20 protein-coding genes are annotated in these 26,705 nt (G+C 34.5%); 5 read left to right on the plus strand and 15 right to left on the minus strand.

The genetic code is table 11. The features are described from left to right. The first annotated feature begins 2 nt into the window (after nt 1–2). Nucleotides 3–773 (plus strand): 16S rRNA (adenine(1518)-N(6)/adenine(1519)-N(6))-dimethyltransferase RsmA, encoded by a 771-nt coding sequence (rsmA, locus tag AC1Q7L_RS18110; protein WP_066750819.1) that lies wholly within the window; start codon nt 3–5, stop codon nt 771–773. Nucleotides 774–843: 70 nt separating this feature from the next. On the opposite strand, the gene AC1Q7L_RS18115 is transcribed toward rsmA, so the two are convergent. The 8 genes from AC1Q7L_RS18115 to AC1Q7L_RS18150 form a co-directional block, all read right to left on the minus strand. After that, entirely contained in the window at nt 844–3,195 is a 2,352-nt protein-coding gene (locus AC1Q7L_RS18115; RefSeq protein ID WP_492307034.1) for a choice-of-anchor L domain-containing protein, read from the minus strand. A 124-nt stretch (nt 3,196–3,319) separates the two neighbouring features. After that, entirely contained in the window at nt 3,320–6,895 is a 3,576-nt protein-coding gene (locus AC1Q7L_RS18120) for a choice-of-anchor L domain-containing protein (RefSeq protein WP_492307033.1), read from the minus strand. A 157-nt stretch (nt 6,896–7,052) separates the two neighbouring features. After that, a complete protein-coding gene (locus tag AC1Q7L_RS18125; protein WP_492307032.1) occupies nt 7,053–9,434 on the minus strand; it encodes a choice-of-anchor L domain-containing protein in 2,382 nt (793 codons plus the stop codon). Between the two features lie 177 nt (nt 9,435–9,611). Then, on the minus strand, nt 9,612–10,142 hold the full coding sequence (locus AC1Q7L_RS18130; protein ID WP_410693581.1) for a DUF1003 domain-containing protein: 531 nt from the start codon (nt 10,140–10,142) through the stop codon (nt 9,612–9,614). Nucleotides 10,143–10,151: 9 nt separating this feature from the next. Next, entirely contained in the window at nt 10,152–10,922 is a 771-nt protein-coding gene (locus AC1Q7L_RS18135; RefSeq protein WP_492307265.1) for a TIGR02757 family protein, read from the minus strand. 7 nt (nt 10,923–10,929) lie between these two features. Next, a complete protein-coding gene (locus AC1Q7L_RS18140; protein WP_492307031.1) occupies nt 10,930–11,844 on the minus strand; it encodes a ribonuclease Z in 915 nt (304 codons plus the stop codon). A gap of 192 nt (nt 11,845–12,036) precedes the next feature. Then, nucleotides 12,037–12,627 carry an RdgB/HAM1 family non-canonical purine NTP pyrophosphatase gene (gene rdgB / locus AC1Q7L_RS18145; protein ID WP_492307030.1) on the minus strand — a complete coding sequence of 197 codons (591 nt, stop codon included), beginning with the start codon at nt 12,625–12,627 and terminating at the stop codon, nt 12,037–12,039. Nucleotides 12,628–12,741: 114 nt separating this feature from the next. Further along, nucleotides 12,742–13,572 (minus strand): CPBP family intramembrane glutamic endopeptidase, encoded by an 831-nt coding sequence (locus tag AC1Q7L_RS18150; protein ID WP_492307029.1) that lies wholly within the window; start codon nt 13,570–13,572, stop codon nt 12,742–12,744. Nucleotides 13,573–13,729: 157 nt separating this feature from the next. Between AC1Q7L_RS18150 and AC1Q7L_RS18155 the strand changes: the two genes are divergently transcribed. Continuing rightward, nucleotides 13,730–14,914: an MFS transporter gene (locus tag AC1Q7L_RS18155; RefSeq protein WP_492307028.1), complete on the plus strand. Its 1,185-nt coding sequence runs from the start codon at nt 13,730–13,732 to the stop codon at nt 14,912–14,914. A gap of 320 nt (nt 14,915–15,234) precedes the next feature. Continuing rightward, nucleotides 15,235–16,830 carry a peptide chain release factor 3 gene (locus AC1Q7L_RS18160; RefSeq protein WP_492307027.1) on the plus strand — a complete coding sequence of 532 codons (1,596 nt, stop codon included), beginning with the start codon at nt 15,235–15,237 and terminating at the stop codon, nt 16,828–16,830. Nucleotides 16,831–16,902: 72 nt separating this feature from the next. Here AC1Q7L_RS18160 and AC1Q7L_RS18165 read toward each other — a convergent pair whose 3' ends face one another. Together AC1Q7L_RS18165 and AC1Q7L_RS18170 are read right to left on the minus strand one after the other, a co-directional pair. Further along, nucleotides 16,903–19,173, minus strand: a complete 2,271-nt coding sequence (locus AC1Q7L_RS18165; protein WP_492307026.1) for a zinc-dependent metalloprotease — start codon at nt 19,171–19,173, stop codon at nt 16,903–16,905. Between the two features lie 4 nt (nt 19,174–19,177). Then, entirely contained in the window at nt 19,178–19,552 is a 375-nt protein-coding gene (locus tag AC1Q7L_RS18170) for a hypothetical protein (RefSeq protein WP_492307025.1), read from the minus strand. Between the two features lie 462 nt (nt 19,553–20,014). On the opposite strand from AC1Q7L_RS18170, the gene AC1Q7L_RS18175 reads away from it, so the two are divergent. Further along, the gene (locus tag AC1Q7L_RS18175) at nt 20,015–20,953 is read left to right on the plus strand and encodes a DUF4349 domain-containing protein (protein WP_492307024.1); all 939 of its coding nucleotides are present in this window, start codon (nt 20,015–20,017) and stop codon (nt 20,951–20,953) included. A 207-nt stretch (nt 20,954–21,160) separates the two neighbouring features. On the opposite strand, the gene AC1Q7L_RS18180 is transcribed toward AC1Q7L_RS18175, so the two are convergent. Further along, nucleotides 21,161–21,526 carry a hypothetical protein gene (locus AC1Q7L_RS18180; RefSeq protein WP_410693590.1) on the minus strand — a complete coding sequence of 122 codons (366 nt, stop codon included), beginning with the start codon at nt 21,524–21,526 and terminating at the stop codon, nt 21,161–21,163. Between the two features lie 25 nt (nt 21,527–21,551). Next, nucleotides 21,552–22,691 carry an acyl-CoA dehydrogenase gene (locus AC1Q7L_RS18185; RefSeq protein ID WP_066750834.1) on the minus strand — a complete coding sequence of 380 codons (1,140 nt, stop codon included), beginning with the start codon at nt 22,689–22,691 and terminating at the stop codon, nt 21,552–21,554. Nucleotides 22,692–22,943: 252 nt separating this feature from the next. Here AC1Q7L_RS18185 and AC1Q7L_RS18190 point away from each other — a divergent pair, with 252 nt between their 5' ends. Beyond that, nucleotides 22,944–24,722 (plus strand): AMP-dependent synthetase/ligase, encoded by a 1,779-nt coding sequence (locus AC1Q7L_RS18190; RefSeq protein WP_410693591.1) that lies wholly within the window; start codon nt 22,944–22,946, stop codon nt 24,720–24,722. 31 nt (nt 24,723–24,753) lie between these two features. Here AC1Q7L_RS18190 and AC1Q7L_RS18195 read toward each other — a convergent pair whose 3' ends face one another. From AC1Q7L_RS18195 to AC1Q7L_RS18205, 3 genes are read right to left on the minus strand one after another with little or no spacing between them, the layout of a single operon-like run. Continuing rightward, entirely contained in the window at nt 24,754–25,173 is a 420-nt protein-coding gene (locus AC1Q7L_RS18195) for a DUF1573 domain-containing protein (RefSeq protein ID WP_492307023.1), read from the minus strand. Beyond that, nucleotides 25,174–25,848: a hypothetical protein gene (locus AC1Q7L_RS18200; RefSeq protein ID WP_492307022.1), complete on the minus strand. Its 675-nt coding sequence runs from the start codon at nt 25,846–25,848 to the stop codon at nt 25,174–25,176. Nucleotides 25,849–25,904: 56 nt separating this feature from the next. After that, a complete protein-coding gene (locus tag AC1Q7L_RS18205; protein ID WP_492307021.1) occupies nt 25,905–26,117 on the minus strand; it encodes a hypothetical protein in 213 nt (70 codons plus the stop codon). Nucleotides 26,118–26,705: the final 588 nt, after the last annotated feature.

Raw genomic sequence — 26,705 nt, forward strand, 5'->3', positions numbered from 1 at the left:
ACTTGAGTGTAAAAGCAAAAAAACATCTTGGTCAACACTTTTTGACAGATGAAAATATCGCAAGAAAAATCGTAGAAGGTCTTAGTTTTGAGAACTATAAGAATATTATGGAAATAGGCCCGGGAACGGGAGTCCTTACCAAATACCTTCTCGAAAAAGAGCAAAACCTTTATCTTGCAGAAATAGATACCGAATCTATAGAGTACCTGAAAAACACCTATCCTAAGATTACAGAAGAGATCTTTGTAGGAGATTTCCTGAAACAGGATTTCAATTTTATTAATAACGATCAAATTGCTATTATTGGAAACTTCCCTTATAATATTTCTTCACAGATCCTGTTCAAAATCATAGATCATTATGAATTGATCCCGGAAATGGTAGGAATGTTCCAAAAAGAAGTGGCAGAAAGAACAGCATCTGTGCCAAGAACGAAGGAGTACGGAATTCTATCTGTTTTGGTTCAGGCGTACTATGACGTCACTTATCTGTTTACAGTGCACGAAAACGTCTTCAATCCACCTCCAAAGGTAAAGTCGGGAGTTATTAAATTAACCCGAAACCCAAAAGAAGGATTGGCAGGAAATGAAGTTCTTTTCAAGCAAATCGTAAAGGCAGGATTTAATCAAAGGAGAAAAAAATTATCCAACTCATTAAAAGTATTGGAAATTCCTGAAGAATTGAAAACGCATGAATTTATGGATAAAAGAGCTGAAGAATTAAGCGTTAGTGACTTTATCAATTTCACCAAACTCTGGAAAGAAAACCGATAAAATTTTAAACATAAAAAAGCCTTTCAAATTAAATTGAAAGGCTTTTTTTGATATTTGCATTATCTATTTATTATTCTCTATTCTTTAGTAAGATCCAACCAGACCAGTTCATCTGAGCTTTTGATTTTGGATAATCAAAGTTGAACTTGTACCAGTAAGTAGCCGTCGGCAATCTTTTACCTGCTACCGTACCGTTCCAGATAGGATTTTGTTTTGAGAATCTGAACATCTCAACTCCGTATCTGTCGTAGATAGAACCTGTGAAGTTTTTGAACTCTCCAAGTGACGTAAGATCCAGCACATCGTTCACACCATCTTGGTTAGGCGTAATAATGTTTGAAATCTGCAATGTAAAGAACTCAAGCGCTCCCACACAATGCGTACCTACTACCCTCACCTGAATGTTATATGTCGTATTACTCTGTAATCCTGAAAATACATTCGATTGCTGCCAATTAATTCCTCCATCAATAGAATATTCTAAAACTCCCTGAATATTATTAATTGGTGGGTTTTCAGCAGTAATCGTTAACGTTCCATTTCCATAATTGATATTAGAAACGAAAGGTGAAGCTGCTCCCATCACTTTCACAGGGAAGATTTTCTTACAAATTCCGTTATCAATCTCAACTGTGTAAATTCCCCACTCGTCTACTGAAATAGTCTGCGTTGTTGCTCCCGTACTCCATAAATACTTGTAATTAGGACCTGCTCCTGCATCTAAGATCACTCTGTCTCCAAGACACATTTCTACATCTTTCAATGGAGTTACGATCTCAGGAACGACTTCCACAGTTACGGTTGCCGGCTGTAGAGATTTACATCCTTTAACTCCGATAGCATATACTGTAAATGTTGTTGTATTAAATAAGGTAACAGTCTGAGTTGGTCCTGTACCTAAGAAATTATTCCATAAGTAAGTATTACCTCCTGTAGCTGTTAAATTCACTGATTCTCCCGGACATATTTTAATTCTGGTAGATACCAAAGTTGCTTTTGGCGTAACTTCTTTTAATAATTTGAGTTCAATCATTTTACTACAGAATCCTCCGTTTGAAACAACTACATAGAGAATCTGACCGTCAGTTCCATTATAGTTTAATGGAGTTGTAATAAAATTATTGTTTTGAGCGATTGCATCTGCCTGATTTTGATAAAAACGGAATATCGCACCCGGAGTTGTACTTATTGCCGGCATGATAGTCGACAAATCGAAAGTTGTAATATCCGGAGTGGTACACAGAAGTAAAGTTGCATTCTGAGCAGTCGGCGTCGTTCCTCCATGAATTTGAATTGATGCTTTCCCCGGACAAGGATTGCCCGGAACACTTACCTCAATTGTATAGGTTCCCGGCTGAATCGCTGTAATCGTGTTTGTTGTAGCACCATTAACAGCTACTCCGTTAAAGAACCACTGATATAATAAGTTTGGATCATTCACAGAAGCTGTAATCACTTGCGGTACACCATCACAAACATTAATATCTGAAGGTAAAGTAGCTCCCGAAGGGTCTAATAGATCTACTCCAATTTTAAAAGATCCACCTTCTAAAAATACCGCTGAATCAAAAGCTGTATCTCCTGCATCTGCAATTACCATTTTAAAATGATATTGTTGTCCTGCAACTACAGTTGCTGTAGCAGTAAGAGGAACTGTTCTACCATTAAGATTTGTATCGCCAACCGGAGGGTTATATCCTGCAAAGTACTGTTCGTTTACTGCAGCACATCCGCCAAAACCTGTAATTAGTGGGTGAATATTTGTAATACTTACAGGTCCACCAGCATTCGGCAATACAGCCATGTTGACATATGGTCCTCCTGAAGTAGGTCTGATTAATAAAGCAAATGAATCTGCAAAACTACAAGGATAATCACCCGTATACTCCTCAGAAGCCATTATATAATTAAACTTAACCTGAGACGATGTAGGAACGAAATCAAATTCTAAGATTACTGCATCATTCAAAGGTTTACTTGGGTTGGTTGCTGCTACTAAGTCTGGATCACTACCTGTCCCCACAGGGTCACTAAGGCCTGCTTCAGGAGCATTTCCTGTACGATTAGCTTTTCCTGTCACCAATACAATTCCGTCTTTAAAAGGAAAGGTACTTGTTGCTTTATGGAAATACCCCCAAGCTCTGTTTGCATTAGTTGCCGGCAAATTAGGAGTTACTACAACGTTCGAAACGCTGGGTGTAATACACGAATTGGTTCCTGATGATATCAATACATCCTTTACCAATTGCTCCATCGTAAAACTCGATTCATTATACCCTGGCGCATTTACATCAATAAGATCACCAGCTTTGGCTGTAGCCGAAAGCTTTTTTACTTGAGGTTTTCTAGGTGGTGCATTTTGCGAGAATAAAGATGTCGAACTGAATAAAAAAAAGAAAAAAAACGGTAGATATCTCTTCATAATACTTTTTGTTTCAACAAATTTAATTTTTTTTTAAATATATCGTATATATATTTAACTTTTTTATTATTAAAAATAAAAACCTCCAAAATAGGAGGTTTTCAAAATTATGGTGATTTAATTGTTAATTTCTATTTTTTAATAAGATCCAGCCTGTTCTTAGTTCAAGCTTTTTACTTGCCGGATTATCCCACTGAACTCTATACCAGTAAGTAGCAGTTGGCACATTAAGATCCTTAATTGTTCCTCTCCAGATAGCATCAGATTTAGTAGCTTTAAATAATTCCTGACCGTATCTGTTGAAAACAGAAGCTGCAAAATTATTATACTGACTAATTCCTGAGAAGTCTATAACATCATTTTTACCATCCGAGTTTGGTGTAATTGCATTACTGATTAAGAATGTATAAAATTCTAATGTAGTACTACATTTCGCATCCTTCACCCTAACCATCAATTTATAATTGCTGTTATTTAAAACATTATAGAATATATTCGAATTCTGCCATGTTACTCCTCCATCAATAGAATATTCTAAAACTCCTCCTGTAGGATTGGTCGTTGTAAGCGTAAGAACATGATTTTCAAAAGTCACATTCGTAAACTGAGGCAATACTGGGTTTAACAATTGTGCAGTGAAAACTTTAGAACAAACTCCATTATTTATCGTAACTGAATAAGTTCCCACTACATCTGTAGATATCGTTTGCGTAGTAGCACCATTACTCCATAAATAAGTATAGTTAGGCCCCGCTCCCGCATCTAAAATACCCTTATCTCCAACACAGACAAATACATCTTGCAATGTAGAAACAATCGCCGGAACAACCTCAATGGTAATTGTTGCAGCAACTACTGAGCTACATCCATTTCCACCCAATGCAAATACAGAATATGTTGTAGTAACTGTAGGAGAAACAACCTGAGTATTTCCATTTCCTGTTAATCCAACCCAATTATAAGTAATACCTCCTGTAGCTGTTAAAGTAACAGATTCTCCGGCGCAAATTTTCGATTTATTAGCTGAAACCCCTGCTGTTGGAGGACCAACTATAATTGTAATCGTTGCAGGAGTTGCAGAGATACATCCGTTTGCTCCTATAGCAAAAACTGTATATACAGTCGTGTTCGTAGGCGAAACAACCTGAGTATTTCCACTACCCGGAAGAGTACCCCAATTGTAAGTAGCTCCACCCGTAGCTGTTAAAGTAACCGATTCTCCAACACAAATCTGAGCAACTGATGAGGTTAAACCTGCCACAGGAATTGTTTTATCCTCAATAACTGTAACTGTTGCTGTGTAGGTACATGTTAAGTTTCCAGGTTGGTTTACATTTGAAACCGTTAAAGTATAAGTCCCTCCTGCATTTACGGCAGGTGTTAAAGTATTAGCTCCAGAAACAATATTTCCGCCTACGGTTGTCCATGCAATAGTAGAACCTGCAGGAATCACAGATGCCCCAGCATTTATCGTAACCTGATTTGTTGTACAAGTTATTGTTTGCGGAGTCGCTATTGTTAATGTTGTTTCTGCTGTTCTTACTAATTGTAATGTCACAACATAGCTACAACCTCCATTTTTAACCAATACATAAATAGTCTGGTTTGCAGCACTTGGATATGCTGTAGGTGTAGGAATTGTATTTGCGTTTCCTGCATTAGCATCTGCCTGAAGTAAATAATAAGCAAAAGTTGCTGTCCCGGCAGACGTTATTTGTGGTTGCGCTGAGGTTAGATCATAAATGATATTTCCAGGCTGGTAACATTTTAATAATGATGCATTTTGTACAGTAATCGGTTGAGAAACCACAATCGTAATTGTCGCTGGATTTTGAGATACACAACCATTAGCACCAACAGCAGTCACTGTATAGGTTGTTGTGGTAGCAGGCGTTACAACTTGTGTATTTCCGTTACCGGGTAAACCGCCTTGCCAGTTGTATGTTGCACCTCCTGTAGCTGTTAAAGTAACAGATTCTCCGGCGCAGATCAAAACTTTAGTTGCAGTTAATCCCGTCGCAGGTGGCGCGCTGTCCCCTGTTACAGTTACTGTTGCTGTAGCTGTACAATCAAGATTTCCGGGCTGATAATTTTTTGTAATTGTTAAAGTATATGTCCCCGCATTGTTAATAACTGGTGTTAATGTATTTCCGCCAGAAACAATGTTTCCGCCTACGGTTGTCCAGTTAAATGTAGAGCCTGTAGGATATACGGATGTAGAAGCGTTTAATGTGATTTGTGAATTTGTACAAGTTAAAACTGTTGGCGGAGCAATTGTTGCCGTCATTTGAGGCGCTTTTACCAACTGTAATTCGGCCACTTTTGCACAGAAACCTGTTTTTACCTGAACATATACTGTACCTCCCGCACTTGGATAAGCTGTGGGAGTAGGAATTGTATTTGCATTTCCGGCATTAGCATCTGCTAACGTTGTATAATAGGCAAATGTAGCACCCGGCGTTGTACTGATTGATGCTTGAGCTGAGGTTAAATTAAATGTTGCATTTCCCGGCGCGTAACATGCGGTTAAAGTTGCATTCTGTACTGTTGGAGATGTACCTCCGACAATCGTGACGCTGGCTGTTCCCGGACATGAATTTCCGGGTATAAAAACCTGAACGGTATATACTCCCGGCTGAGTTGCCGTATAACTTACAGATGTAGCTCCAGGAATAGGTGTAGTTCCTAATAACCACACATAAGTAGCTCCTGGGATATTTGCAGACGCTGTAAGAACTGTTGGTGTATTATCACAAACATTAATAGATCCAGGAAGTGCTACTCCGGCAGGATCTAAAATTTTAACTCCAATATCAAAAGATCCTGCTTCCAAGAAAACTCCTGAATCAAAATTTCTATCCTGATAATCTGCCAATACCATTTTAAAATGATACGTCTGTCCCGGAATTACCGTTGCAGTAGCAGTTAACGGAACTGTACGTCCATTAAAATTGGTTTGTATCTGAGGATTATTTAAACCTCCAAAATACTGTTCATTTTTTGGTCCGCAAGGTAAGCTTGAAGGAATAATATTAGTAACACTTACAGGCGTTCCATTCGGAAGAAGTGCAAGATTAGTATAAGTAGGATCGGTTGATTTTTTTAATAATAAAGCAAAACCGTCTGAAATATTACATGTAAAATTGTCAAAATATTCTTTTGAAGCAAAGATATATCTGAATTTAACTTCGGTAGAGGTCGGAACGAAATCGAATTCTATAAAAGTAGCATCATTTAATTGTCCATTCGGTACGCCTAATGCATTGGCAAGATCAACATCTCCTCCTGTCGTTAAATGATCACTTAATGTTCCCTGAAAATCATTTCCGGCTCTTCTTGCATAACCTGTTGTAAGAACAATACCTTTTGCAAATGGAAAGTTGGTCGTGCCTTTGTTGAAATATCCCCAACTTCTGTTTATATCCCCGACTGATAAATTTGGAGAAACTACGACATTACTAACATTTGCTGTAGAACACGTGGATCCTCCTGCTATTAAAACATCTTTTACAAGCTGCTCAACACTAAAGTTTGTCTCAGGATATCCTGCAGCATTTATATCTATAAATGCCCCTGCCTTCATTGATACCGATGTAGGATTTTTCGCTTTTTCTATTCTTTTATTCTCAGAGAAAGCGGAATTACCAATAAGTATTAAAAGTAAAGCAAAAAATAAACTTCTTGTCCTCCAATTTAACATTTTATATTATTTTAAACAAAAATACTATTTTTTTTGATTGAAATTCAATTCTGAATAATTTACATTACTATGAATACAATTTTATTCATTATCAACTATAAATTTCACTTTAATAAAAAAGGCTAACGAATTGTTAGCCTTTTTTATATTTTATGTATTATTCAATATTTTTCAAGAGAATCCAGCCTGTTTTTACAGTCAATTGCTTGCTTGCAGGATCTTCAAAAGTAACCTGATACCAATAAGATGCAGTTGGTAAACGCTTACCCTGGAAGAAACCGTCCCAATATGGTCTTATTTTTTCAGCTTTGTATACTTCACGTCCGTAACGATCGAATACACTTGCTTTGAAATCTTTATAACTGCTTACTCCACGGAAATCAATTTTATCATTCAAATTATCTCCATTTGGCGTAACAACGTTTTGCATTACAAATGTGAAATATTCCAAGAAGGTCTCACAACTTGTTTTCTTCACTCTTACTCTGATAGAAATTACTGAGTTTTTAGGAACATTCGTAAACATATTAGAATCCTGCCAAGTAATTCCGTTATCCACAGAATATTCCATCTGACCATTAGTAGCTGTTGCTGTAATGATCATTGTTCCGTTATCATTGTAGTTAACATTTTTGATTTCAGGAACTGTAGCCTGAATTACTTCTGCAGTAAATATTTTAGTACAAACACCATTCGTGATCGTCGCAGTATATATTCCCGGCGTACCTACCGTAATTGTCTGTGTTGTTGCAGCATTACTCCAAATATAACTGTAATTTGGACCTACTCCTGCGTCTAAAGTAATTTTATCACCTATACAGATAATTCCTCCTTTAAGACCGGATGTAATCGCTGGTACTACTTCCACTGTTATGGTAGCAGGCTGTAGAGATTTACATCCCTGTGCTCCTATTGCATATACTGTATATGTTGTAGTCTGGCTTGGGCTCACTGTTTGTGTACCCGCTGTACCCGAAATAGTATTCCATTGGTAAGTCACACCTCCTGAAGCCGTTAAAGTAACAGATTCTCCATTACAGATTTTCACCCTTGAAGCACCAAGTACAGCTATAGGAGTAGCTTCTTTTCTTAAAGTTAATGTAACCGTTTTACTACAAAATGCCCCATTAGATACAACGACATATAAAACCTGTCCGTCTGTTCCGTTATAACTCGCCAAATTAGCAGTAGGAATATTAGTAGCGTCTTGAGCCTGTGCTCCAGCCTGAGTTGGGTAAAAACGGAATATAGCACCTTGAGTTGTACTTATTAACGTTTTAGCGGTATTTAAATCAAATGTACTGGTTGTAGGAGTTGTACAAAGTTTCAATGTTGCATTTTGTGCCACCGGAGTTGTACCTCCAACAATGGTTATCTTAGCTTCAGCCGGACATGTATTTCCCGGAACACTAACTTTAATGGTATAAATACCTGGTGCAGTTGCAACATAAGTTGAAGTTGTTGCTCCCGGTATTGCTACTGTTGTTGTACCATTATTGAAATACCACTGATAAGTAGCTCCCGTAATACCTGAAACCTGAGCCACTAAAGTCTGAGGAGCATTATCACATACATTTAGAGATGCAGGTAACACAGCTCCGGTATTATCAACAAGTTTAATACCTATATCAAAAGATCCACCTTCAATAAATACAGCAGAATCGTAACTAGAATCTCTATAATCTGACAAGACCATTTTAAAATGGTAAGCAACCCCTGGAGTAACAGTTGCTACTGCCGTCAAAGGAACTGTTCTACCATTATAATTAGTTACCACTTTAGGTGACGAGTTATAACCCGCAAAATACATTTCATTAATAGCAGGACAGCCAAAAGGAGGTGTTCCAGGTATTAAAGGATGTATATTGGTCATACTTACAGGGCCAGCTGTTCCCGGCAAAACAGCTACATTTACATAAGGGCCACCAGAAACAGGTTTGATCAATAAAGCAAATGCATCTGAATATTGGCATGGAAAAGTACCTGTATATTCTTCAGAAGCAAAAAGATAGTTAAACTTTACCTGATTAGAGTTGGGTACAAAATCAAACTCCAGCATGACATTATCGTTATAATTATCAGTAGGGTTGGTAATAGGAACTGCCGCTACTAAATCAGGATCGTTCATTCCTGCGCCGGTTACAGACGTACTAGGAGTTTGCGCTGTATTTCCTGCCTCTCTGGCACGGCCTGTAGTTAAGACAATTCCATCTTTAAAAGGGAAATTTGTAGTTCCTCTGTGGAAATATCCCCAAAACCTATCATTATTAGTTACCGGATGGTTAGGAGCTACCGTTACATTTGATACGTTTGGTACTGAACAGGTTGATCCGCCATTAATAAGAATATCCTTCACAAGTTGCTCTGCACTATACGTAGAAGGTGTATAACCCGCTGCGTTTACATCTATAAAAACTCCGGCTTTTTTATTAACCGATGTTATTACAGGTTTAGGGGCTTTCCTCTGAGAAAATACAGAAGTGGAAACTAATAACAATACCAATAAGAAAAAGTAGTTTTTCAGTCTATAATTTAACATTTTGTTGTTGTTTGTTCAAAAATACTATTTTTTTTGATTAAATCCCCATCTAGGTTGAATTATTAACAATAATAATTAAATTAATGTTAAATATTAATTCTGATTTAAATTCTATTACAAACAACGAAAAATGACTAATAAATTATTAGTCATTTTTTATAATTATGTTGAAAAAAATTAATCTTTTTTAAGCTGATCAATCATATTTTGAAGCTCTGCAATTTGGTCTTTTAATGCTTTTATTTCGTTTTTATTAGAATTTACGTGGCTTTTAAGCATAACATTCTTAGCGCGTTCGTTGTGGTCTTCATCTTCTTCATCTTCATTAATCTCCTCGATATCTTCTTGGATATCCTCAATATCTTCGTTGATCTCTTCAATGTCTTCACTAATTTCTTCGATATCTTCACTAATTTCCTCAATATCTTCCTGAATATCTTCAATATCTTCCTGGATATCTTCAATTTTTTCATGACTCTTATTCACCGACATTTGGATAAAAATAGCCAGATAAATTGCTTCAAGAGAAACTACCGTTGTTAGAATTAGAAGCATTTTATCAAATTCTACAATCTTTAATAATGGCAGTAAAAAAGAAGTGATAAAAAATATCGTATGTGCAATAAGGGACGGTATCGAGCCGATCCACCAGGTAATTCCATTGGCAATTTTTTCTAATACATCTATTTTTTCTTCGTCTTTTTTCATCGTGTTTATTTAAATTAATTCTTTCGTTACGCCTAATCCAAACAATGCAAAATCATATTTTGCAGGATCTTTTTCATCAAACTTTCTGATTATCAGATCAAGCTCTTCTACTGTTTTCCAATCGTTCTGAGTTCTTGAAATCAATCCTAATTTTCTGGAAATATTTCCGGTATGAACATCCAAAGGAATCGACAGATATTTTTGATCAATATTCTCCCAAATGCCAAAATCTACGCCACGTTTATCTTGACGAACCATCCAACGCAAAAACATGATGATTCTTTTGGTGGAGGAGTTTTTATAAGGTGAACTTACGTGTTTGTGCGTTCTGTGTTTTTCAATTCCAAGAAATTGTGTTCTGAATCTTTCAATAGAATGAGAAAAATTGGTTTCGGAATCTTTAATTAAAAATAAATCTTCTAAGCTTTTATTTTCAGTATAAATCCTATTAAATTGTTTAATAAAATAAGTAAAATCCTGACCATTAAAAGTTCTGTGAATACTTTTATCCTGAATTGATTCCAAATCCTTTTCAGAATAATTCATCACAAAATCATAAGGAGAATTCCCCATGATATCCAACATCTTTTCGGCTGATTTAATGATCGCCTTTCTGTTTCCCCAGGAAATTGTAGCCGCTAGAAAACCTGCAATTTCAATATCCTGCTTCAAAGAAAAACGATGCGGAATCTGTATCGGATCATTTTCAATAAAGTCCGGAGTATTGTATTGGTCGGCTTTTTCGTCTAAAAAGGTTTTTAGCTCTTCAAAATTAAACATCTTCATTTTAAATTTTTACACTTTCCAAAGCTTTTGGTAAAAATGAATTGGTAAAAATAGTTCTCGCTTCATCTGTGAAAACCGTTAAATCTCCATATCTGTTAGAAAAATGCCCTAAAATAAGTTTTCCAACTTCTGCTTTCTGGGCAATTGTTGCTGCTTCCAAAGCTGTCGAATGTCCCGTATAATCGGCCATTTCTTTTAAATCATGCAAAAATGTAGATTCATGATACAAAACCGTCACATTTTTAATAATAGGAATTACACTTTCAAGATATCTGGTATCACTGCAGAACGCGTAAGTAACACATGGATCGGGATCAACTGTCAGGACTTCATTTTTTAGCACATAACCGTCGCTCAAAACAAAATCTTTTCCGGCTTTTATATTATGGTAATCACATGTTTCTACTTCGTCATATTTTGCAATTTCCTTCATATTAAGATGCCTATCTTTTGGTTTTTCTTTAAAAAGATAACCGTTACAGTAAATTCTGTGATCTAAAGGAATTGTATAAACCTCTACCCTAGCGTCTTCGTAGATTTTTTCAGAATAATCTTTATCTAGTTCATGATAAACAACCTCAAATCCGCGATGTGTTTCGGTAATAGTAAAGATCGTGTCAAGCATCTTTTTAATCCCTTTCGGACCATAAACATGCAAAGGAGTATCACGCCCTAATAACCTGAAAGACGCAATAAGCCCGGGAAGACCAAAACAATGATCCCCGTGAAGATGCGAAATAAAAATATGATTGATCTTTGAAAATCTCGCTTTTGCTTTTCTCAGCTGTACCTGCGTACCCTCGCCACAATCTATCAGAAAACATCTTTCTTCCATTTCTAAAAGCTGAGATGTAGGTGATGTATTCACTGTGGGAATCGCTGAATTAAAGCCTAATATCGTTAAATAAGTACTCAAAACAATAGTTTATTATGCTGACAAATGTACAACAGAAAATCTAAACGTGAATTTTAAATTTAAGATTGAGTTTAAACACAAATCACGCAAATATTTTACACAAATTACACAAAGAATGACAAATCAATAGGAACGGGCTTTAGCCCGTTTACAATATCGTAAAATATCCATTGGCTTTAGCCAAAATTTATCTTATTTATCTGCCACTTTCAAAAAATCCAAGAATAAATCCAATGCCTGTTTACGGTGGCTGATTTTATTTTTATCTTCAGGATTCATCTCTGCGAAAGTGTAGTCATAACCTTCAGGAACGAAGATTGGGTCATATCCAAAACCTTTGAAACCTTTATTTTCTGTCAATAAATTTCCGTGCGCTCGGCCATCGAAATATTGTGCACCGTTTTCATCGTAATAACACAGAACTGTGATGAAATAGGCTTTTCTGTTTTCAACGCCTTCCATTTCACTTAGAACTTTTGAAATGTTTTTAGCAAAATCGTGATCTCCTGCATAGCGCGCTGAGAAAATTCCAGGTCTCCCGTCCAAAGATTCTACAACCAAGCCACTATCGTCTCCCAAACTTGGAATTCCTGTTTTTTCGAAGCAATATTTAGCTTTAATTAAAGCATTGGCGTTGAAAGAATCTCCGTCTTCTACAATTTCTTCGTGAATATTATAATCAGTCAGACTTTTTACGACAAATTCACTTCCTAAAATCTGCTGAATTTCTTCTTTTTTATGTTCGTTGTGGGTTGCTACCAATAATTCCATATTCAATTTCATTTTTTAAATTCTATTTTTTTGTTTAAACACGAAAGGCACGAATAATTTTCACGAATAACACGAATCTCATTTATGAAATTTGTGCTTAAAGATTAGTGTTATTTGTGTTTAGATTTAAATTTCAGAGTAATGCACTTTATATTTCTTCATAAATAAATAGTAAAATAAAGAAAAAAGTACAATTCCGATGGCTAATATGATCCATTCAGAAACTTTAAAAGCTTCTGCAAAACTTTCGTTTTTAGTGTAAGTTATTAATAATGATGAGCATAAATTATTAAAACCATGCAACAACATCGGTAACAATAAGGATTTGGTTTTATAATACACCAAACCAAGCACACATCCCAATAAAACAGCTCCTACAAACTGCCAAGGATTCGCGTGAACTATTCCAAAAATAATGGAAGAAAACAAAATAGCTTTCCAAGGTTCTACTCCTTTATTCATCAATCCTTTTTGAATAATTCCACGGAAAATAATTTCCTCGAAGATCGGAGCCATAATTACTGCTGTGATAATCATTACAACAGGATCATCCGTTAATTGATTCATTAGATCAGAGAAAAATTCGTAATATTTTCCGAAAAAAGGTCCTGTTGTTGGAATTTGAGCTGCGATAAATTCTGCAATAAACATCATCCCAATCATTAATGGAAAAATCAATAAATAGGTATAAAAATTGGTGGGCGAAAAGTTGAAATTAAGTTTCTTTTTCGTTGTTGGTCTTACAATAAAAAAATCAAAAAAAGCAATCGCCGTCAAGAATCCAATCGCATTGGAAGCCATAAAAAACCAATCTTTGTATTGCAGGTTTTCTTTAAAAGTGAACATCCAGAAAACATTGAAAAAGGAAATCAACATTGTTCCGACGAACAATCCTCCCAATAAAACAACTCCTCCGAACCATGTGAACGTAAACTTTGGATATTTGCTGTTTTCCATGTTTTTATCTAAAAATTTTGTAAAAACAAAGATAACTGATTTTATGGAATGGTAAATGTTTATTGAGATTTTGAATGATAAATATTACCTTTTTAATAGTCCGATTATTCTGTTAAGCTATTTTTATGAAGTAACTTTGCACCTTAATTTTTTTCACATGGATAGTTTAGTAAATCGGTCAGAGAATGTTAATTTATCCTTGATTAGTTACGTATCTTTTACGTTCGTAGGATATTTTATCATAGGATTGTCTCTGTCTGTTCTTCCGATTTTTATTAGTAAAAGTTTAGGGTTTAGCCTAGTCGTTGCCGGATTGGTCATCAGTTTACAATATGTTTCTACATTTTTTCTGAGGGCATATTCCGGAAAAATTATTGATGGAAAAGGTCCAAAACCCGCTGTATTATTCAGTATGTTGAGTTTTTCACTGACGGGAATCTTTTTAATTATCGCTTATTATTTCAGAGTTTCACCATTTATCAGTCTTACATTTTTAATCATTACCCGTTTGCTTACGGGCTGTGCAGAAGGAATGATCGGAGCAAGTCCTATCAACTGGGCAATTATGGCTCTTGGTGAAAAACATACTGCAAAAATTATTTCGTACAACGGTGTTGCCTGTTATGGAGCTTTGGCAATCGGAGCTTCTTTGGGAATTATCATTGAACATAAATTCAGTCTTTATGGAATTGGAATTCTTTCCATAATTCTAGGGATTGTAGGATTCTTTTTCGCAAAAACCAAAGAAAATAAGAAAAACACCAATCATCAGGATTCACAATCTTTCTGGAAAGTGTTGGGAAAAGTAGCACCTTTCGGAATTTGTCTTGCTTTGGGCGGACTTGGATTCGCGAGCATTTCAACCTTTATTACTTTATATTACAATTATTTTCACTGGAATAATGGAGCTTTATGTCTCAGTGTTTTTGGCGGACTGTTCGTTGCCGGAAGATTAGTTTTCAGTAATGTTATCAATAATTATGGCGGAATAAAAGTAGCGATAGCCTGTCTTTTAGTAGAAACCATGGGACTTTTGATCATTGCTTTTGCTACGACCTCACAAATGGCACTTGTTGGTGCCGGAGTTACCGGTTTAGGATTTTCATTAATTTTTCCTGCGCTCGGTGTTGTTGCTATTAAAAGTGTTTCGCCATCAAGTCAAGGTTCTGCGCTGGCTGGTTATGGGCTTTTCATTGATCTTTCCCTTGGTGTTGCTGGGCCATTAATTGGCGCTGTCGCCGATATTTGTGGAATGAAATATATTTTTCCTTTCAGTGCTGCTATGGTTTTTGTGGGGCTGGGATTGGCTTTTGTTCTTAAAAGAAAATCAAAACTTGATTAAGCTTAAAAACTTTCAAAAATTCAACCACAAAAGGTACAAAAGAGTAACACATTAGAACACTTAAGAAAATTTAAAACTTTGAAAATAATTAAGATCACATAAGAAGAAAATCAAAGATTTTCAAATAACTTATGTGTTCTTCTACATGTAAATGCAAAGAATTTAACTTAAAAATAAACTTAAGTGTTAAAATCTTTTGCATCTTTTGTGGTTAAAATAATAAGTTAAAATATTCAATTTGAATTAAATTTCATCAGGCTTTAAAAACAGATTTTCAAATTCCATTAAAATTCACGATTTTTGCAACTTCAAAATACGATATGTCAGACTTAATCAAAGAAATAGAAAAAAGAAAAACTTTCGGGATTATCTCTCACCCCGATGCCGGAAAAACCACTCTTACGGAGAAGTTACTACTTTTCGGGGGTGCAATTCAGGAAGCGGGCGCGGTAAAATCGAACAAAATAAAAAAAGGAGCTACCTCCGACTTTATGGAAATTGAAAGACAGAGAGGGATCTCTGTGGCAACTTCCGTATTGGCTTTTGAATATAAAGGTCACAAAATCAATATTCTTGATACACCTGGTCACAAAGATTTTGCAGAAGACACTTACAGAACGTTAACGGCCGTTGACTCTGTAATCGTTGTAATCGACGTTGCAAAAGGGGTTGAGGAACAAACTGAAAAATTGGTTCAGGTTTGTAGAATGAGAAACATTCCGATGTTGGTTTTCATTAATAAATTAGACCGTGAAGGTAAAGATGCCTTCGATCTTTTAGATGAAGTTGAGCAAAAATTAGGATTAAGAGTTGTTCCACTTTCTGTTCCAATTGGAATGGGAGCTGATTTTCAGGGAATTTACAATATCTGGGAAAACAATATTCAGTTATTCTTAGAAGAGAAAAAGCAGAGAGTTGGTGAGGCGATTAAATTTGATGACATCAATGATCCAACAATCGATGAAATTATCGGTGAAAAAGCAGCACAAAATTTACGTGAAGAACTTGATCTGATACAATCTGTTTATCCTGAATTCAGCCGTGATGAATATATGAATGGCGATCTTCAACCTGTTTTCTTTGGTTCAGCTTTAAATAATTTTGGAGTTCGTGAATTATTGGACGCTTTCATCGAAATTGCTCCAATGCCACAACCAAAAGAAAGTGATACTCGTATCGTAAAACCTGAAGAAAGTACATTTACAGGATTTGTTTTCAAGATCCACGCGAATATGGACCCGAAACACAGAGACCGTTTGGCTTTTGTGAAAATTGTTTCAGGAGTTTTTAAAAGAAACGAAAATTATTTATTAGTAAGAGAAAATAAAAAGATGAAATTTTCTTCGCCAAACGCCTTTTTTGCTGATAAAAAAGAAGTTGTGGACGAAAGTTTCCCTGGAGACATTGTTGGCCTTCATGATACAGGAAGTTTCAGAATTGGAGATACTTTGACGGGAGGTGAAAAACTGAGCTTTAAAGGAATTCCAAACTTCTCTCCGGAACATTTCAGATATATTAATAACAGTGATCCATTAAAAGCGAAGCAATTGGCTAAAGGTATCGACCAGTTAATGGACGAAGGTGTTGCCCAGCTATTTACGCTTGAAATGAACAACAGAAAGATCATTGGAACGGTTGGAGCGCTTCAATATGAAGTTATTCAATATCGTCTGGAGCATGAATATGGTGCAAAATGTACTTATGAACCACTTTCCATGCATAAAGCGTGTTGGGTTGAAGCTGATGAAAAATCAGATGAATTCAAAGAATTTGCAAGATTAAAACAAAGATTCTTGGCCAGAGATAAATACAATCAATTGGTATTCTTGGCAGATTCATCATTCACCATTCATATGACGCAGGAAAAATTCCCGAATGTGAAACTGCATTTTATTAGTGAATTTAAGCAAGATTAAATTTGATTTAAATATATAAAAACGGCTCGAAAATATTTTCGAGCCGTTTCTTTTTAATGAATATGAATGTTATTATTTATTAATGATCAATTTTTTAGAGATTTTCTGACCGTCTTTTTCAATCTGAATAATGTAAACTCCTGTTACAAGGTATGAAAGATTTACTTTCTCCATGATTTTACCTCCATTACGAGAAATTTCTTTTTTAGGGCTTACTAATTTTCCGTCCATTGCAAATACAGTGTAAGAAATATTTGTTCTGGAATCAGATTCTATGGTGAAAATTCCTTTAGAAGGGTTCGGATAAATTTTCAATCCATCTTCTTTTTCAAGTTCGTTTGTAGATAGATTAGAATTAATGGTAAAGTTGGTTGTATTTACGTTTAAAAATACATTATTAATCGCTTTAACCATAATTCTTGCGTTAGAAGAATTTCCCAATCCATTTGGAACTGCAAAAGTATAAGAACCATTATTTGGTGTACTTGCCACCAATGTATGAGGGAATGTAAGTCCACCATCCATTGAAATCAAGATGCTTACATTTGCTGTACTTACGGGTGCTGCAGTGGTATTAGCGACATTCCAGGTAACGGTCTGTTGCTGACCGGCAGTCCATGTAATTCCCGCTGTATTCTGAGAACTCACCGTGAAAGGTCCGGCTGCCGTAGAAACCGTAAGTTGAATATCATCACGACCGGTCTGTCCGCCTACAGGGTTGTTATCTCTTACCAATAACGAGAAATTAAGCGTTCTTGCCGCTGTTGGTAATTTTTCCCAAGATCTGTAATTGGTTGCTGTTAAAATAGTAGGATCATAGCCTTCAATGATCGTTGACAATCTAGGAAAATATCTTGTAGGAGAAGTCGTTGCAAACATAGATCTGAACAAAGGCCCTACTGTATTGGTAGGTCTTGGGGGCATTAAAGCAGCTCCAGCATCAATCTGTTCCCAGTTATAAGTAATCGCATTACCGTCAGGGTCAGACGCCACTCCAGTCAATGCGAATGGTGTACCGATAGGAATTGTTCTGTCTAAACCTGCATTAACTGTCGGTTCATTATTTCCGGTGGCAGTATTTACCCCACAATTTCCGGCTCCTGTTATTCTGAGATACATTTCTCTGACACTTATTGCATGGAAGTACGCATCACTGTTATTTTGCACATTTGGAGAGCAAATTCCTGCATACCCCATAATTGAACTGGCACTTCCCGGTTCGATAGACGTTGCATTATTTCTGTTACAACCATTGTTTTGAGTATGATTCGCTCCAAACTGATGTCCCATTTCGTGTGCTACATAATCAATCACAAAAGGATCTCCCACAGGAACGGCAGAACCCGTAACTCCACCTGCTTTCACAGAAGCATTACAAACCGCCGGTGTATAAGCCAATCCGTTGTCATTTCCTTGTGTAGCCTGGAAGAAAACGTGTCCGATGTCGTAATTTGTAGCACCAATCGCGTTATCAGTAACGGTTTGGTTTTCATCGATCATCTGATAAGCATCAAGCGCATCAAAAGTATCTGAATTGATGAAAAACAAAAGATCTGTATTCGCGATCAATTGTAATGTCACCGAAATATCATTTTCATAAACATCATTAAGACGGGCTACTGCTAAATTAACCGCCGCCAAAACTGCTGCCTTCTTTTGAGCATCCGTTCCCGCTCCTACTCCTGCTTGCTGAGAAATATAAGCCGTATATTCTGTAGTAGTGGAAATTGCCAGCCTGTATCTTCTTAAAAGTCCGTCAATAACCGTTTTTCCTTGAGAATTTGGATTAGTGGTTTGATGTAAAGCATTTTCATCTTCTTTAAACAAACATTCGAATCTGCTCTGAGAACTTGCATCTTTTCTGTCGTAGACCATATAAACCTTATTATCAGAAGAATATGAATCTATATAATATATTCCTTTTGTACTTCTGATCATCGCATTTAATCCAAAATATGGATCATATGTGAATCTGATTTTTGTTGTTTGATCGCCAACCTTATATCCCATATATGATTTGATATCAGAATATCGGGATTGCAGATCGGGATGCATGGTTGAAGCTTCAAAAATTTCATATGTGTCAAACGTTCCCTGATCATTAGGAAATTTTATTAAAGTTCCTTTTACAGAAGAGATTATACTTCTATCTGGAACGTTTAATAACTGTTGTTTAAGATCATCTGTATTTAAACTTAAAAGTTCATATTTAGAAACTTTCACCGATTTTTCTCTGGCATCTCTTACGTTATTGCGAGAGAGCTTACTCCACTGGTTTTGCTGGGCAAATGTTGTTCCCGATAGTACGAGAAGGCCCGCTATCAATAATAGTTTTCTTTTCATAAATTTATTTTTGATGGTTAAATTTTATTGTTTTAGGTCTATTCGAAATTTTAAGGATAACTATAGGATTTGATTGTTTTTTCTCAGCGTATTCATCGTTTTCAGTTTCTCGGTAAGTAACAATCAACACTGAACCTTGAGATTCCAATTTTTCAATTTCAATATCTCCGTATTTTATTTTTTTCAATTTAGGTTTTACTACTAAAAAGCATTCATTTTCTCCCTCCAGAATTGGAATTGGAGCAGATCTTGAGAATTTTGAATCATTTAATTTCCCATATAGGTCTTTAATTCCTTTTGTTGAATTAATAATGGTATATTCTTTCAAATTTACGGCATAATTCAGTCTTCTGACTTCGGTAAATTCTACATTTTTCAAGTTTTCTTTTTTTTGAATTGCCCCAGAAAAAATTTTACAATTCGAAAATAAAATCAATGACAGCAATATAAAACTTAAAAAAATAAAACTTTTTGTTAAATTATTCATAATACACAAATATAAAAATTATTTACATATAAAGTTCTGAAATTCAATTAATTATGTTATTATTCAATATTACTATATTTTATAAAGTCCTATATCACATATTAAGGAAAAATAATCAAATTTTCATCATTAAAGAGAAAAAAATTACATTGAAAAGAATTAGAAATCTATAAAAAGACAATTAAATCCATTCATTACTATAAAAACATGAACATTTTCTTTGTAAAACTTTTGTAAAACAAAAATAAATCACTGATTTCTATAAACTTATAAATTTACCAACACAATACACTCCATTTACAAGCGGTACAAGAACTTCACCGCTAATTTTACTTCATCAAAAAAATTAATGTTATGAAAAAGTTCATCTTACTGGTTGCTGTATCAAGCACTTTCATTATGTGTAAAAAAGGAGAAGCTGCACAATCTCAATTTGAAAAAGCGGTAAACACTGCAGACAGCGCGGCAACGGTTGCGTCTGAAACTATTAATTCTGTTAATAATTCGGCCAACGCGGTTTTAGATTCTGCTAATGTTAAAATAAAAGAATTTGAAGACACCAAGAACGGAGTAAAAGAAAAAATTGAAGCTACTTCAAAAATGGTAGATTCTTTATCTGATAAAATTACTTCCACAAAACTGGAATCAAAAATAGAAAAGAAAGATTCTTTACATAAAAAATCAGAAAAAATTGTCGTGAATGTTCCGGCTCCAAAAATAATTAAGGAAACGAAAATCATCTATAAAGACAAACCAAAAACTGAAAATTATGAACTGAATGTTCCTAAAAACAAAATGGTAAAAACTGGAACGCTTGAGCTTACCGTAAATGATGCTGAAACTGCAAAAGAAATTGTAAAAGAAGAAGTAAAGAAATATGACGGTTTTATAAGAAGTGAAAATATTTCATTAAATAACAACGAAAACAAAATAGCTTACATCAAAGTAAAGGTTCCTATCCAGAAGTTTGAATATTTAATGGATGAATTAAGCAACAACAATATCGGAAAGGTTGAAAATAAAACAATTGAAGTTTCAGGACAAGATTTTGCTCAAAACACGATGTGCGAATTAGACATCACACTTTACGGTAGTGAAGATGCTTACATCAAAGGTGAAGACACGGAATCTTTCGGTGGAAAATCTCTCGCAGCCATATCATCCGGCTGGAATGTGATCACGTCTATTTTCCTATTCATTCTTCCTTTATGGCCAATATTTTTAATTGCAGGAATTGGATATTATTTCTATAAAAAGAAAAACAAAAATCTCCCAAATAACGATTCTAACTAAATTTTTACAATCCATCTTCGCGATGGATTTTTATTTTAATAATATTTTAATGAAAATAACACGCAATACATAATACTTATTTCTATCTTTATTAAAGCAGGTTTTAGATAAACATTTTCATTCCTCGGAATGAAATGTCAAAAATATTATATTAAGTTATGTGATTCGTGAAAGTAAAAAGGCTCCCAAATTGAGAGCCTTTTACTATTATTTCATATTCACTATTTTATCTACGACATACGTTGTATTTCCTCTCCATGGCAGAGCTCCGTTGTACTCTTTGTAATGAAGATCGAAAGATTTTCCGCTGTTTAGCTCCAATTGTTTAAAAACTTCAGGATCTGAAACAGAAAACTCAAATTCATAACTCGTAATACTTCCGGTTTTACCCCTTCCAAAACCTTCCTGAATCAGTTTGCCTTCATAGGTTTTGAAAACATACCCTTTTTTAATGGCATAATTCAGATAACCGGATTTTACCCCTTCTCCGAAAACAAAGAAATATTTATACCAGATAAATACTCCTAAGAGCAGTAAAACAACGCCCAGAGTAATTAACAAAGGTTTTTTCATAGTAATATAGTGTTTTTAAAAAGTTTTATTTTGCGATACTTCTCGAAATCACAATTTTTTGGATTTCTGAAGTTCCTTCATAGATCTGAGTGATCTTCGCGTCACGCATCATTCTTTCAACATGATATTCTTTTACGTAACCATATCCACCGTGAATTTGCACTGCTTCAATAGTCGTATCCATTGCCACCTGAGAAGAGTAAAGTTTCGCCATAGCTCCAATTTCAGAAATATCTTTTCCAGCGTCTTTATCAACAGCAGCTTTGTAGCAAAGCATTCTTGCAGCCGTGATTTGAGTCGCCATATCAGCCAATTTGAAAGCAATTGCCTGGTGGTTAATAATTTCAGTTTTGAAAGCTTTTCTTGTTTTAGCATATTTAAGTGCCAATTCGTAAGCTCCTGAAGCAATTCCTAAAGCCTGAGAAGCGATACCAATTCTACCACCATTTAATACAGCCATTGCAAAATTGAATCCGAAACCGTCTTCCCCGATTCTGTTCTCTTTCGGTACTTTTACGTTATTAAAGATCAAAGAGTGAGTATCACTTCCTCTGATTCCCAATTTGTCTTCTTTTGGTCCGATTTCGAAACCTTCCCAACCTCTTTCTACGATAAACGCGTTGATACCTTTATGCTTTTTCTCAGGATCCGTTTGTGCAATTACCACATAGTAAGATGCAGTTCCACCGTTTGTGATCCAGTTTTTAATACCATTTAAAAGATAATAATCTCCCTTGTCTTCTGCAGTCGTTTTTTGAGAAGTAGCATCAGAACCTGCTTCAGGCTCAGATAAAGCAAAAGCTCCGATCACCTGACCGCTAGCCAAAGGTGTAAGATATTTTACTTTTTGTTCTTCAGACGCAAATTTTTCAAGACCTGCACAAACTAATGAATTGTTTACAGACATAACAACAGCCGCAGAAGCATCAATTTTTGCGATCTCCTCCATTGCTAAAACGTAAGAAACACTATCCATACCTGCTCCTCCGTATTTAGGGTCTACCATCATTCCTAAAAGTCCCATTTCTCCCATTTTCTTCACCTGCTCCGTAGGAAACTTCTGCTCTCTGTCTCTCTCGATAACTTCAGGTAAAAGCTCTGTTTGTGCAAAATCTCTTGCAGCCTGCTGAATCATCAGCTGTTCTTCTGATAAATTAAAGTCCATAAAAATTTAATAATTAGATGGTCGTAAATTTACACTTTTTAACCAAACCTGAAAATAGAATTGCAAATTAGACGCTAGTAATTAGAGGTTTGTCACATTATAATGATTTTAAAATTTTAAGAACCTAAAGTTTTAGTATGAATTATTCAATATTATGCCACACATTTTATTAATTTCTAACTTCTTGTTTCTAATTTCTGTAATTAAAAAAAATGCTTATATTTAGAATTCTTTACAAATTTATAGAAAATCATGACGATCAAAAGATTATTCGATATACCTCACTTTGCTTTGGAAAAATATCCTAAAGCTGATATGTTTGTGACGAAGTATCATGGCGAATGGAAAAAAACTTCTACTCAAGAGTTTATTAATGAAGGAAATAAGATATCAAGAGGACTTTTAAAACTCGGCATAAAACCCGGAGATAAAATCGCTTTGATCACCACAAACTCTCGTACAGAATGGGCAATTATGGATCTCGGACTTTCCCAGATCGGAGTTGTTTCTGTCCCTGTTTACCCAAGTATCTCCCCCGAAGATTATGAATTTATTTTCAATAATGCTGAAATAAAGTACTGTTTTGTTTCAGATAAGGATCTTTTGGGCAAGGTAATGAAGGTAAAACATAATATTCCTTCCTTACAAGGAGTTTTTACGTTTGATAATATAAGCGGTGCTGCGAATTGGAGAGAAATTTTAGATCTTGGAGAAGATGATTCTACCCAAATTGAGGTTGAAGACTTGTCTAATGCTATCAATTCTGAAGACCTTGCTACAATAATTTACACTTCCGGAACCACAGGAAGGCCAAAAGGAGTATTACTTACTCACCATAATATTGTTTCCAATGTATTGGGATCAAATCCGAGAATTCCGAAGAGAAAAAGCTTAGATTATAAGGATACAAGAGTGTTAAGCTTTTTACCGATTTGCCATATTTTTGAAAGAATGCTTTTCTATCTTTTCCAATATAATGGTTTTTCTGTTTATTTCGCCGAAAGCATTGATAAAATGGGCGAAAATGTAAAAGAAGTAAAACCTCACTACATGAGTGTTGTGCCTAGATTGGTAGAAAAAGTTTACGATAAAATCTATAATACAGGTTCTTCTGCAGGAGGATTAAAATCAAAAATATTTTTCTGGGCTTTAAATTTAATTCAAAAAAAGAAAGAAGTTTCAAGACCGTCAGGATTACAGGAAATCATTGCTGATAAGTTGGTATTTAAAAAGTGGAGAGAAGGCTTAGGAGGCGAAATTATCACTTTAGTTTCAGGTTCTGCAGCTTTGTCTACAAGATTGAATTTAATGTTCCAAAACGCAGGAATTCCTATCTTAGAAGGCTATGGCTTAACGGAAACTTCTCCCGTAATTTCAGTAAACAGTTTTGATAAAATGAAAACAGGAACTGTTGGTTTACCGTTAGACAATTTGAATGTAAAAATTCAGGAAGATGGCGAAATTACCGTAAAAGGACCTTCTATTTTTAAAGGTTATTTTAAAAATGATGAAATGACCAAAGAAGCGTTCACTGAAGATGGATATTTTAAAACAGGAGATATCGGACATATAGACAGCGACGGATTTTTACAGATAACTGACCGTAAAAAGGAAATGTTCAAAACATCCGGCGGAAAATATATTGCACCACAAACGATTGAAAATTTAGCAAAAGCTTCAAAATTCATCGAGCAAATTATGGTTGTTGGTGATGGTGAAAAAATGCCTTGTGCATTCGTTCAGCCAGATTTTGAATTTGCAAAAAACTGGGCAATGAGAAATAATTTAAATATTGGCTCCACTCCTCAGGAAATTGCAAAAAGCCCTGAATTAAAAGACAGAATAGAAAAAGAACTCGACGGAATCAACGAGCATCTTGGAAACTGGGAAAAAATCAAAAAGATTGAGTTAACACCCGAAGTTTGGAGCATTGATGCCGGACTTTTAACTCCAACTTTAAAGCTAAAAAGAAAAGCAATAAAAGAGAAATTCATTGATCTTTACAATAAAATGTATGATCATCATAACTAAAATAAAAACCGTTTCAACTGAAGCGGTTTTTTTATTGTATATTTCCTTTTAAAGTTAAAGGAAGTATTGTATCGAATTTTGAAATGTTTTTATTCGTAATTAAAAATATTTGTTTAGCAAGAAGCCCATTATCATTATACTTGTTAGGATCATATTTAGTTTTTATAAAAATAGTATCATTCTTAAAATAAAGTCCTGTTTTTACATTACTTTCAGTACAATCGCAACCATCTCTTAAACCATATACTTTTAAAGTGTCATATCTTTTATTTATATATTTAAAAGTATATTCATATAATGAAGTTTTATTTTTGCTTAAAATTCCAAAATCATGGGTTATAGTTTCTTTATTTCCATTAAATACCACTTTTTCAGAAGTTTTGTATGTAAATAAACACAAAACAACAATAATTAAAATAGCAATAATTAAATATAGATATTTTTTAGTCATCTATTTCTTCTTTTTTATATAGACCTCTAAACCAATCATTACATTAGTATAAACCCCACTTTTTTTAGAAAAATTAAACCCATTCCCCCACTTAGTCACGTCATTATTATATCTAGTATATGTCAATTTTTCAGTGTAATTTGTCAATCTAATAGCAGGCCCTACTCGATAATCATGTGTTTTTGTTGGAAGCCATTTTACAGCAACTAAAACACCCTCCATAGGAAAAGGAATATTATAATTCTCAACATTAATTTTTACTTGTCCTTTCTTCTTATTTTTAGGGCTAAAAATGATTTGCTGTCTATTTAGTTTTTCAGCAGGTTTATTAGTCAATGTATCAATTTTATAAAAATTAATCTCTAAATCTGTTAGATTTATATCAGATTCTGTTTTTTTAAGAAATAGAATAATATTACTTATTCTTCCTTTTTGATCTAAATTGTTTCTAAATTTCAAACCTAATTCAAATGAAACATTCGGATTAATAGACTTAAGCCCGTAATTGATCTCTTGCTTTAGTCCAAAAGCATATTCAACCTTTTCATAGTCTTTATCATTGATAACTACAGTCTCTATATCAGTAATCTTATTGGATAAAGTATCTTTCTTAAACTCCTGTGCATTAGCACAAACAATAAAAAAGGATAAAAAGAATCTTAAAATATTTCTCATTTTTTTTCTTTAAAAGGCTTTCTAAAAAAGAAAGCCTTAATTTTAATTCTTAAATTTTAGGCAAACCCGCTTCCACAGCCAATTAATTCAGGTTCACTATCCCATTGAATTAATCCAAATAAAATACTGTGATGAGTTGTAACGTAGTAACAACCATTATTTAGAGTAATATGCCCGCCACCATTACCTGGCTTTACTTGAGCTTTTGTGTTAGTTAAAGATGCACTTGCAAGTAATGCAAAAGCAGATAAAACAAAAAGTTTTTTCATTTTTAAATTTATTTTTTCATCATCCTACTTATTTTGCTGAAAACTTCAACAGAGAAATTCTCAACTTTCCTTTCGGAGGTAGGTTTTCGGTACTTCCTACCTTTCTGTTGCAACATATCCTTTAAAGCTTAATCTATATATGATTAAACCTTTTATTAAATATTAAATAAAAACAGCTTTGAAAAAAGTAGCTATTTGTGTTTTTTTAAGAGACGTCAAATATAAATCAATATCAAATACTAAATACATTTATTCTTACAAATGAGAGATAAATTCTAAACTTTATAACTTATTTAACTTTCTTTTAAAGATAAAAATAATTTTAAATGAAAAATTTAATTCTTCTTAGACTTGATTTAATTAATAGTGGCAGTTCTACCTGCTTTCATTATCGTGATTAAAATGTTTAAATCAACGCCTAAATCTAGCATCTAGCATCTAGCATCTAGCAAAATTACTGATCATTTAGATTTATCGATGATCAATGATTGAGTTCTTGTGGTATGTATCAAAAAAAAAGTCTCATACAAATGAATGTATGAGACTTTTAAATAAAAACTGGCGGCGACCTACTCTCCCGCTTTCGCA

Source organism: Chryseobacterium sp. GW823-FHT05E08 (assembly GCF_058795655.1).